Genomic DNA, 10,292 nt, shown 5'->3' on the forward strand with positions numbered 1-10,292 from the left:
CGGGGGCCGCTTCGCGTTCGTCGACCCGCGCATGCGCTCGCTCGTCCACGCCGACGCCCGCCTGGCCGAGCGCACGGCGGCGCACGTCGCACTCGCCGAGGCGCACCGGCGGGCGGGGGAGGAGGACGTCGCGGTGTGGCACTCGGCGCTCGCGACCCTCGTGGGCGACCCGGCGCTCGTCCCGGGCCTCCTGCGCATCGCGCGCCGCCACCTCGACCGCGGCGACGTCGTCTGGGCGCACGAGGTCGCGCGCGAGGCGGCGAGCCAGGCGGGTGCCGAGCACCGCGCCGAGGCGTTCGCGATCGCCGGGGTCGCGGCCCTGCGCTCGGGCCACGTGCAGGACGCCGCCGACTGGCTGCGCAAGGCCTCGCGGAGCGGGGACGACGCGCTGCGCGCGTGCACGCTCGGCCCGCTCGTCGCGGCGCTCACGCTCGCCGAGGGCCAGGTGCCCGACGACGTCCTGTCGCCCTACCTGCGCGGGGGCCGGCCGGACGGCCTCCCCCCGGACGCCGTCGCCGGGGTCGTGACGGGCGTGCTCACGGCGGCGCGGCTGCACGCCGAGCGGGGCGACGGCGTGAGCACCTCCCAGCTCCTCGACACCGCGACGTTCCTCGCGTCGTGGTGCGAGGACGACGCGACCCCGGCCCGTCTCGCGCTCGCCCGCTCCTGGGCCGCGGTGTTCGGGGTGGGGGAGCGCGGCGTCGTGCCCGACGTCGACCTGGGCCCGGACCACGAGGCCGCGCTCCAGGTGAGCCGGGCGCTCGGGCTCGCCGCCGACGACCGGCTGGACGACGCCGCGCAGACGCTCGCGAGCGTCGTCGCCTCCCTGGCCCCGGTGCGCGACGGCGGCCGGTGGTTCGACGGCCCGGACGCCGCCCTCACGCCGCTCGCCGAGGCGCACGTCCGGCTCGCGCAGGCGCTCGTGCACCTGTGGCGCGGCACCCTCACGCGAGCCGCGGACGAGCTCGCGGAGGCCGCGTTCCGCCTGCCGCTCGGCCTGCCGTTCGCGGGGATGGGCGTGGCCGCCGCGCGCCGCCTCGACATGATGACCCGGGGCGTCGTCGGGCCCGTCGCGACGGCGCTCGAGGAGACGTGCGCGAGCCCGACGTCGCGGCCCGTGCGCCTCGGCCTGCTCGTGGACCGCGCCATGGGTGCGGCGTTCGCCCACCACGTGACCCAGGCCGCGACGCTGCTCGAGCTCGCCGCGGAGCGCGAGCGTCCCGACAGCGCACGCATGCTGCCGCTGCCCGGGCTGGACGACGTCGAGGCGTGGGTCGTCGCCGGGCGCCACGACGCGGCGCAGCGTGCGCTCGCGCGGCGCCGGGTGGACGCCAAGGAGCTCCCGCCGTCGCTGCGGTCGGCGACGCTCGTGCGGGCCGACGTCTCGCTCGCCGCGCCCGAGGACCTCACCGCGCCGCTCGAGCGGGCCACGCGCGTGAACCGCACGACCGCGTCGCCCTACGAGCACGCGCGGACCGACCTGTGCGCCGCGCGCGCCCTCGTGCGCGCGGGCGAGCTGCAGCGCGCCCACGGCCTGTTCCTGTCCGCGATCGAGCTGTTCGACGACGCGGGCGCGGACGCCTGGACGACGATCGCGCTCGACGAGCACGCCGAGGTGGTCCGCCTCCTCGGGGGCCCGGTGCCCGAGGACCTGACCGCGGTCGTGCCGGGGGTGCCCGGCGTCCTCGGCGGCGGGGCCGTCGTCCCGGGCGGCACGTGGCCCGCGGCCCCGCGGGCCGGGAGCATGCACGCCGCCCTCGGGGTCGCGCGCGCCGGCGTCGAGGCGCAGGCCGCGCTGCGGCCCGCCCCGCCGGACGCGTGCCGGCTCGCGGTGCGCGAGAGCGACGTGACGGACGAGGCGCTCGCGGAGCTGCGGGGCCGGTGGGCGGACGAGCTCACGGAGCGCGAGCTCGACGTCGCGCTCCTCGTCGTCCAGGGGGCCTCGAACCGGGAGGCGGCGGACCAGCTGTACCTGTCCGTGCGCACCGTGGAGGTCCACCTCGGGCGCGTGTTCCGCAAGCTCGGCGTGCGCTCGCGCGTCGAGCTCACGGTCCTGGCGCACCGCGTGGGCCGCTGAGGCGGGGTCGATTCCGGGTTGTTCGTCAGCATCTGTCCGCTTTTGTCCTACGGGTCTTCCCCTACGCCGACCGCGCGGAGGAGCCGCGAACACTGCGGGAAGCGCGGATCACGCGCGGGGTCCGGCGTGGCTACGTTCGGGGTGACCTGAGGGCAGGGCGGCCCGGAGCACCGTGCCGCCGCAGCTCCCCGTACGAGCACGAGGCAGGACCCATGGACGTGTCCCTCTCCACCCGACCACCGCGCCCGGCCCGGCGGCGCGGCGCGCGCCTCGCGGCGCTCGCGACGGCGGCCGCCCTCGTCGGCGGCCTCCTCGCGGGCGTCGCGCCGGCGCAGGCGGCGCCGACCGCCACGACGGCGGTCGGCAACCCCGGCGACAGCGACGTCAACGGCTACCGCAACGTCGGCTACTTCACCCAGTGGGGCGTGTACGGCCGCGCCTTCCCGCTCAAGAAGGTGCAGGACTCCGGCGCGGCCGCGGACCTCACCCACATCAACTACTCGTTCGGCAACATCCACCACCAGAACCTCACGTGCTTCATCGCGAACAAGGCGCAGGGCACCGGGCCCAACGGCTCCGACGGCGCGGGCGACGCGTGGGCCGACTTCGGCATGGGCTACACGGCCGCGAACTCCGTCGGCGGCGTCGCCGACGCGTGGGACCAGCCGCTCGCGGGCTCGTTCAACCAGCTCAAGCAGCTCAAGGCGAAGAACCCGCAGCTGCGCGCCCTCATCTCGATCGGCGGCTGGACCTGGTCGAAGAACTTCTCCCGCGCGGCGGCGACGCAGGCGTCCCGCGAGAAGCTCGTGTCGTCGTGCATCGACCTCTACATCAAGGGCAACCTGCCCGTGATCGACGGCCGCGGCGGGCCGGGTGCGGCCGCCGGCGTGTTCGACGGCATCGACATCGACTGGGAGTGGCCGGGCTCGAACAACGGTGAGGTCGGCAACTCGGTCGACCCCGTGAACGACCGCGAGAACTTCCGGCTCCTGCTCGCCGAGTTCCGCAAGCAGCTCGACGCATACGGCGCGCAGACCGGCAAGCACTACCTGCTCTCGGCGTTCCTGCCCGCCAACCCGGCCGACATCGCGGCCGGCGGCTGGAACGACCCGCGCATCTTCCAGTCCCTCGACTACGGCAACGTGCAGGGCTACGACCTCCACGGCGCCTGGGACCCGGCGCTGGCCGGCCACCAGGGCAACCTCTACGACGACCCGGCCGACCCGCGGGCCGCGAGCCGCCAGTTCAGCGCGGACAAGGCCGTCCAGGAGTACCTCCGCGCCGGCGTCGCCCCGAGCCAGCTCGGCCTCGGCCTCGCCATGTACGGCCGCGGCTGGAAGGGCGTCACGTCGTCGCAGCCGTGGTCGGCCGCGAACGGGGCGGCCCCCGGCACGTGGGAGGCGGGCAACGAGGACTACGACAAGCTCCGCACGCGGGGCCAGGACTACTACGACCCGACGACCGTCTCCGCCTGGCGGTACGACGGCGACCAGTGGTGGAGCTACGACAACGCCCGGTCGGTGGCGGCCAAGGCCGAGTACATCGACCGGCTGAACCTGGGAGGCGCCATGTGGTGGGACCTGTCCGGCAACCACGACGGCACGCTGCTCGGCGGCTTCACGGACAAGGTCCGCACGCTGCCGGCCGGTCCCGTCGACGGCGCGAGCGGTCCGACGAACCCGCCCACCAACCCGCCGACGAACCCCCCGACGAACCCGCCCACCAACCCGCCGACGGACCCGACGGCCTGCGTGGCCGCGTGGTCGGCCGCGACGGTCTACACGGGCGGGGCGACGGCGTCGTTCGAGGGCAAGAACTACCGCGCGAAGTGGTGGACCCAGGGCGACCGTCCGAGCGCGGGCGGCCCCTGGGAGGCGACGGGCGCGTGCGGCGGGACCACCCCGACGACCCCGCCGACGACGCCGCCCACGAACCCCCCGACCACGCCGCCCACGACGCCGGGCACGTGCACCGCGCCGGCGTGGTCCGCGACGGTGGCCTACACCGGGGGTGCGACGGTCTCCTACCAGGGCCAGTCGTACCGCGCGAAGTGGTGGACGCAGAACAACGTCCCGGGCGCGGAGCAGTACGGCCCGTGGCAGGCCCTCGGCGCGTGCTGACGCCCTGCCGCCCCTCCTGACGGGGGACCACCGGGGCGGCCCGCGGGTACGGGGAATCCCGTACCCGCGGGCCGCCATCGTGTGGTTCTCCCGCATCTCGACCAGCCCTCGCGCTCGTTAGCGTGAAGGGGCCGACGAGGACCTCCGCAGCCCTCCCCAGTGGGTTGCGGGGCTCCTCCGACCGTGAAAGGCGGTCAGCGTGCCCGTGCGTCACCGAACGACCCGACCCCGCACCTCCCGTCCCCTCCCGCCCTCCGTGGCCTCCGCCCTGCCCGTGGCCCTGACGGCCGTGCTCGGCGCCGCGCTCCTCGCGGGCTGCACGAGCGGCTCCGCCGACGCCGGGGCGGCCGTCGACGGCGGGTCGGGACCCGCCCAGGCCGAGGACCACGGCTCGCACGGCGACCACGCCGACGCGGGCAAGGTGCCCGTCGGCCCCCTCCAGCTCCCCGGCGCCGACTACTGGTCGGTGCTCCAGCCGGCCGACGGCGTCACGCAGGTCCGGGCGGGCGGGTGCCCCGAGGACGCGGCGTGCCCGAGCTTCGAGGTGCTGACCGGTGCGGCGCTCGACGGCGTCGACCCCGCGTCGGCGCTCCTGCCCGACGGCGCCACGTGCCCCGGGACGGACGCGCTCGCGGCCCGCGCGGTCGGCGACCCCGCCGAGTCGGACGTCGAGGTCGCCGGCACGCCCGCGACGCTCGCGCGCTGGACGCTCTCGTGCGTCGACGCCGCCGGGACCGAGGTGCGGACCGTCGAGCAGCTCCAGTGGTACGTGCCCGACGCCCCCGGCGGTGCGGTGCTCGTCGTCGACCGCTGGGCGTTCGAGGGGCTCGAGTCGCGCCTCGCCGCGGGAGGCTGGGCGTCCGCCTGACGGACCCCGGCCCGCACCGACCACGACGGCCTCGCACCCGGGAGGGTGCGAGGCCGTCGTCGTGCACCCGGCCGTGCCGGCGGCCGGGTCAGCTCTTGCGCGTGCGGCGCGTCAGCAGCACGACCGCGGCGCCCACGGCGGCGAGCCCCGCGGCGACGGCGGCGTACAGGCCCACGGTCGCGCCCGTCGTCGCGAGCGACGAGGACGACGAGCCGGTCGCGACGGTGCGCGAGACCTGGGACGCCGTCGTGGTCGTCGTGGGGTTCCCCTGTCCCGGCGGGTTCGTCGCGCAGTTCGGCGACGACGGCGGGTAGTCCACGCTGACGACCGTCTCGGGGTTGACCTGGAAGAGCACCTGGACGCTGGGGCGCACCCAGTCGAACTCGTCGCCCTCGACCCACTGCCCGTCGACCAGGCTCCAGCCGGGCCAGTCGGCGCCGCGGCCGTCCGCCCCGACGACGGCGCCGGGCCACAGCACGCGGCCCTGCAGGGGGAGGCCGGACTGGACGACGTCCGCGCCCCCCGGGTTGAGCCACGTGATCGTTGCGGTGTCGTTGTCCGTGCCGGTGACGGCGATGGCGTACTCGAGGTACGGGACGTCCCCGTCGCAGACGGGGGACAGGGTGGTGAGCTCGATCGTCGGCTCCGGCACGTACGTGTCGTCCTCGGCGGCTCCCGCGACCGGTGCGGTGAGCAGCACCGCCGTCGCGGCTGTAGCGGTGACGGCCAGCGCGCGGCTCCCGGCGCGGCGTCCTCCCGACGTCTTCATGGTGATTCCTGTCCGTGGGCGGGAAAGGCTGTTCGTGGAGAGGGAGCCGTGCCCCGAGGTCCCTGATACGTGCAGGTGCCACACGCGCGCGAGGTGTTTCCGTCCTGCCAGGCTAGCGAGGCGGGCGCCCGAGTTGGACGCTTGTCCAGGGTGAAAAAGGGGCGGTGCGCCGGATCGTGACCGCGCCGTGACGCGACCCGCCGCGGCTCAGCCGCAGGGCGCGACGTCCACCGTGCGCAGGCCCGGCTGGGTGGTCGTGGGCGTGCTCCACACGTCGAGCGAGGTCGCGGCGGCGGTCCCCGCGTCCCGCGGCGTCGTCGTCGTGAACGACAGGGTCGTCGACTGGCCGGGCGCGAGGTCGACCATCGCGGAGAGCGCGCCGCGGCCCGCGACGTCGCCGGGCTGCGCCGGGAGCGGGGCGTCGTCGCGGCGCAGGCCCGAGACCTGCCCGTCGCGCGGCGGGTAGAGCACGACGAACGTGCGCGTGACGCCCGGCTCGACGCCCGCCGTGCCGCCGCCGGTGACGTACCAGGGCAGGCTCGTCGCGGCGTCGGCCGGGGCGGACGACGCGAGGTCGACCTCGAACGTGTCCACGCGGCCCGCGGCCGTGCACGTGCTGCCCGCGAGGCGCACGTCGCTGCCGAGGTAGACGCCCATCTTGCCGCCGGTGCCGTCGTTGAGGAACACGCCGACGGAGCCGGCAGCCTGGTCGGCGGTGTCGATGTCGCCCGCCACGACCGTGCCCGCGAGACGCACCTGCTCCGCCTCGCGCGCCGACCACAGCAGCACGCGGTGCTCGTCCGCGCCGCGCACGAGCGCGTCCCGCGCGACGGCCGGGTCGGCCCCGCCCGCGAGGAACTCCTCCAGGACCTGGGCCGCGACCGCCGCGAAGAACGTGTCCGTCTGCTCGCCGGGCTCGAGCTCGGCGTACGCGTCGGAGAGGAGGGTCTGCACGACGTTGCCCGCGTCGAGGTCGACCGCGCCGCCGTCGACCGGGACGGTCACCGGGCCCGTGGCCTCGAGCAGGTAGGAGAGCGCGACGGGGTCGGTCGCGACCACGCCGTCGACCTGCTCGCCCTGCGCGCGCTCCCACATCGTCGACGCGAGCGCGGCGGTCGTGGGGAAGTCCGGCGTCAGCGGGGTGTCCTGGAGGTAGCGGCCCACGCGGTCCGTGAAGAGCTCCTCGACCCCGGGGTCGAGGGGCAGCACCGGCTCGTCGAAGGACGGGAAGCCGACCGTCGAGGCCTGCCGCTCCAGCGTCACCCTGCCCTGGTCCGCCGAGATCACCGCGAGCGCGCCGGGGATCCCGCCGCCGGCGCGCAGCTCGGCGTTGTTCAGCGCGAGGACGAGGTAGCGGCGCGGGCCGTCGGCGCCGAGCATCGCGGGCGCGAGCGCCGTGAGCCGGTCGGCGGTGCGGACCACCGTGCGCAGGTCGTCGGTGCGCGCGACGAGCGCGGCGTACGGGTCGGCGACCTCCGCGTGCAGCGCGTCGCGGTCGACGGTGGCGAGGCGCGCGTCGATCGCGTCGAACGCGTCGGCGGCGCGCGCGACCGTCGGGGCGGCCGCGACGAGCGGTGCGAGGTCGACGCCGTCGCCCGTGAGCGCGAGCCCGTCGCCCTCGACGCTGCCGAGGGTCTGCGTGAGGGACGGCAGCACGACGGCGGCGAGGTCGTCGGCCGTCGCGGCGGCCACGGAGAAGGCCCGCACGTCCTGCCCGTAGACCGGCAGGTGCGCGGCCAGGGACCACAGAGGTCCGTCGGTGTGCGCCCGTGCGGAAGCGGTGAGGGGCTGGACCCGATCGAGCGCGGCGTCGGCGGCCGCGACGTCGCCGTCCCGGAGCGCCTCCTCGGCGGCGGGGACCTCGTCCAGCGCGCGCGTCAGGGCGTCGCGCGCGGCGAGCGCGTCCCGGGCGAGGAGCCCGGCGCACACGACGAGCGCGACCGCGAGCAGGATGAGACCCCAGCCCAGCCAGGCCGCCCGGCTCCGCCGACGGCGGGGGTGGCGCGGCGGGGCGTCCCGCTCCGTCGTCGTCATGCCTCTCAGCGTAGGGGCCGGGGATGGCAGGATCGGGGCCGTCGCGGGTGAGGTTCGGGTGAACCGCGGGGCGTGCAAGGAACGCGCGCCCCGGGACACAGAGCGGTTGACAGCCCGCCCCGCCGACGAGGAGCCGCCGTGACGACCGACGAGGGCAGTGACGAGACCACCGAGGCCGCCGTCCACGACGAGGCCTGGTTCGCCGCGCTCTTCGCCGCGCACGCGACACCGCTGTACCGCTACTTCCGCCGGCGCCTGCCGAGCGCCGTCGGGGGCGTCGCCCCCGACGCCGACGACCTGACGGCCGAGGTCCTCGCGACCGCGTGGCGGCGTCGCGACGACGTGCCCGACGGCGCCGAGCTGCCCTGGCTGTACCGCACGGCGGGGTTCCTCCTCGCCAACCACCGCCGCAAGGCGCGGGCCCTGCCCGTGGCCGAGGTGCCCGAGCGCCCGGACGACGGGGCCGACGTCGAGCACGTCGTCGTGCAGGACGACGAGGTGCGCCGCGCGCTCTCCGCGCTGTCCGACCGCGACCGGCGCATCCTGCTCCTGCACGCGTGGGAGGGGCTCGGCGGGGCGGACCTGGCCGCCGTCCTCGGCACGTCGCGCGGGGGCGCGGACGCCGCGCTGTCCCGGGCCCGCGCGCGCCTGCGCACGGCGTGGGCGGAGCAGTCGGCGCTCGCGCAAGAGACCGGCGCCTGAGCACACATCACGGGTAGACCCGACCGGCCGCACCTGCGCGGTACGGCCCCTGCGGTACCTGGAGGGCGACATGACCACCCGAACCCCCGAGCAGCCCGACGACGCGGACCTGGAGCGCCTGCGCGCCGCCGACCCGGCCGCGGACGCGACCCCGGACGCCACGGCCCTGGAGGCCGCGGTGCGCGACCGCGTCCCCGAGGCGTTCGCCCGCCCCGCGGCGACCGGCCCGGGCGCCGCTCCCGCGGAGCTCCCGGCCGCGGCCGGCCTCGCCGGGGCGGACGGCCCGACGGCCGCGCTCGTCGACGAGCTCGCCGAGCGCCGCGCGCGCCGGCTGCGCCGTCGGGCGCCGCTCCAGGTGGCGGCGGCCGTGGTGGGCGCGCTCGTCATCGGGACGGGCGGCTACGCGCTCGGCGCCGGCGAGTGGGGGACCACGGCGGGCGACTCCGCCGCGGAGAGCACGGCGCTCGCCCCGATCCGCCTCGGCAGCGCGGACGCGCCCGCGTTGGCGGACGCGCTCGCGGGGGCTACGGCCACCGAGGAGAGCTCCACCAGCTCCCGCGCGACCACGGACATGGCCTACCCCGGCGGCTGGGGCGGGCGCACCGTCTTCCACGCCGAGGGGCTGTCGTCGGACGGTGCGCGCGCGGACGCGTGGGCCTACGACGCGGCGGGCGTGTTCTCGCAGGAGACGGCGCGCCGCGTCGCCGACGTCCTCGGGGTCACGGGCGAGGTGCGCGAGGAGTATGGGTCGTACGCGGTCGGCCCGGCCGACTGGACGGGACCGACGGTCTCGCTCCAGCCGGACGGTCTCGCGAGCGTGAGCTTCAACGACCCGGCCAAGGACCCGTGGGGCTGCGTCGTCGTGACGCCGATGCCCGCCGAGGAGGGCGACGGGGCCGGTCCGTCGGCCGAGCCGGGCACGTGCGAGGAGGCCGACCACGGCGCCCCGCCGAGCGGCGCCGAGGCCGGCGACCGGCTGCGCGAGGTGCTGGGGTCCCTCGGCCTCGATCCCGACGGCTACGAGATCGTCGCGGAGGAGCAGCCCGTGGACCAGGGCGCCCCGCGCGCGACGACGGTGACGGCGGCCGAGGTGGTCGACGGGCAGCGCACCGGGACGCAGTGGAGCGCGACGTACTCGGGTGCGGGGCTCGCGTCGCTCTACGGGAGCCTCGCGCCGCGCGTCGCGATCGGCGCGTACGACGTCGTCAGCCCGGCCGAGGCGGTCGAGCGGCTCGGCGACCCGCGGTTCGGCGGGGGCGGGATGATCGCGTGGGCCCGCGAGGACGTGCAGTCCCTCCCGGAGACCGCGTCCGAGCCCGAGGCCCCGACGGTCCCGCCCACCGTGGGGGAGGGGGCGCGGTTCGCCTGGCCCGTCACGGACGTGACGATCACGGACGCGCGCCTGGGCCTGGCGGTGCAGTACCAGCCGGACGGCGCGGCCGTCCTGCTGCCCGCGTACGAGCTGTCCGACGCGGACGGGAACGTCTGGTCGGTCGTGGCGGTGGTGGACGACCAGCTCGACTTCACGCCCTCGGTCGGGTGACCGAGCACGACCCGGCGGTCGGTATCGTGATACCGACCGCCAGGTCGGCTTCGCCTGCGCGCTTTTGCACGTTGCAAGCATCCGAGGTCGCGAAAGTGGCCACGCTTTTGATTGACCACCGACAAAAGTGTGGTTAGGGTCGCAGCAGACCGAGCGCCACCGGGTCGGAGAGCGAGCAG

7 protein-coding genes are annotated in these 10,292 nt (G+C 76.6%); 5 read left to right on the top strand and 2 right to left on the bottom strand.

From position 1 onward, the window contains the following. The first annotated feature begins 31 nt into the window (after positions 1–31). From B8281_RS19470 to B8281_RS06975, 3 genes are all read left to right on the top strand, one after another. On the top strand, positions 32–2,077 hold the full coding sequence (locus tag B8281_RS19470) for a helix-turn-helix transcriptional regulator (protein WP_198163175.1): 2,046 nt from the start codon (positions 32–34) through the stop codon (positions 2,075–2,077). A gap of 212 nt (positions 2,078–2,289) precedes the next feature. Then, positions 2,290–4,197, top strand: a complete 1,908-nt coding sequence (locus B8281_RS06970; protein ID WP_085387327.1) for a glycosyl hydrolase family 18 protein — start codon at positions 2,290–2,292, stop codon at positions 4,195–4,197. A gap of 256 nt (positions 4,198–4,453) precedes the next feature. Beyond that, positions 4,454–5,065, top strand: coding sequence for a hypothetical protein (locus B8281_RS06975; protein WP_085387328.1), 612 nt, complete (start codon positions 4,454–4,456; stop codon positions 5,063–5,065). Between the two features lie 88 nt (positions 5,066–5,153). On the opposite strand, the gene B8281_RS06980 is transcribed toward B8281_RS06975, so the two are convergent. After that, positions 5,154–5,834, bottom strand: a complete 681-nt coding sequence (locus B8281_RS06980) for a hypothetical protein (protein ID WP_085387329.1) — start codon at positions 5,832–5,834, stop codon at positions 5,154–5,156. A gap of 207 nt (positions 5,835–6,041) precedes the next feature. Continuing rightward, positions 6,042–7,868, bottom strand: a complete 1,827-nt coding sequence (locus B8281_RS06985; RefSeq protein ID WP_085387330.1) for a DUF4012 domain-containing protein — start codon at positions 7,866–7,868, stop codon at positions 6,042–6,044. 138 nt (positions 7,869–8,006) lie between these two features. On the opposite strand from B8281_RS06985, the gene B8281_RS06990 reads away from it, so the two are divergent. Together B8281_RS06990 and B8281_RS06995 are read left to right on the top strand one after the other, a co-directional pair. Further along, complete coding sequence (locus tag B8281_RS06990; RefSeq protein ID WP_051028536.1) at positions 8,007–8,570, top strand: RNA polymerase sigma factor; 564 nt, start codon at positions 8,007–8,009, stop codon at positions 8,568–8,570. Between the two features lie 70 nt (positions 8,571–8,640). Then, positions 8,641–10,113, top strand: a complete 1,473-nt coding sequence (locus B8281_RS06995) for a hypothetical protein (protein WP_085387331.1) — start codon at positions 8,641–8,643, stop codon at positions 10,111–10,113. Positions 10,114–10,292 lie beyond the last annotated feature (179 nt).

It is taken from the genome of Cellulosimicrobium sp. TH-20 (assembly GCF_002105775.1).
GTDB classification, from domain to species: domain Bacteria; phylum Actinomycetota; class Actinomycetes; order Actinomycetales; family Cellulomonadaceae; genus Cellulosimicrobium; species Cellulosimicrobium funkei.

What these genes read in the sequence shown, in the direction of transcription:
- B8281_RS19470 (WP_198163175.1), top strand. Translation starts at nt 32, where the DNA reads ATGCGCTCGCTCGTCCACGCCGACGCCCGCCTGGCCGAGCGCACGGCG.
- B8281_RS06970 (WP_085387327.1), top strand. Translation starts at nt 2,290, where the DNA reads ATGGACGTGTCCCTCTCCACCCGACCACCGCGCCCGGCCCGGCGGCGC.
- B8281_RS06980 (WP_085387329.1), bottom strand. Translation starts at nt 5,834, where the DNA reads ATGAAGACGTCGGGAGGACGCCGCGCCGGGAGCCGCGCGCTGGCCGTC.
- B8281_RS06985 (WP_085387330.1), bottom strand. Translation starts at nt 7,868, where the DNA reads ATGACGACGACGGAGCGGGACGCCCCGCCGCGCCACCCCCGCCGTCGG.
- B8281_RS06995 (WP_085387331.1), top strand. Translation starts at nt 8,641, where the DNA reads ATGACCACCCGAACCCCCGAGCAGCCCGACGACGCGGACCTGGAGCGC.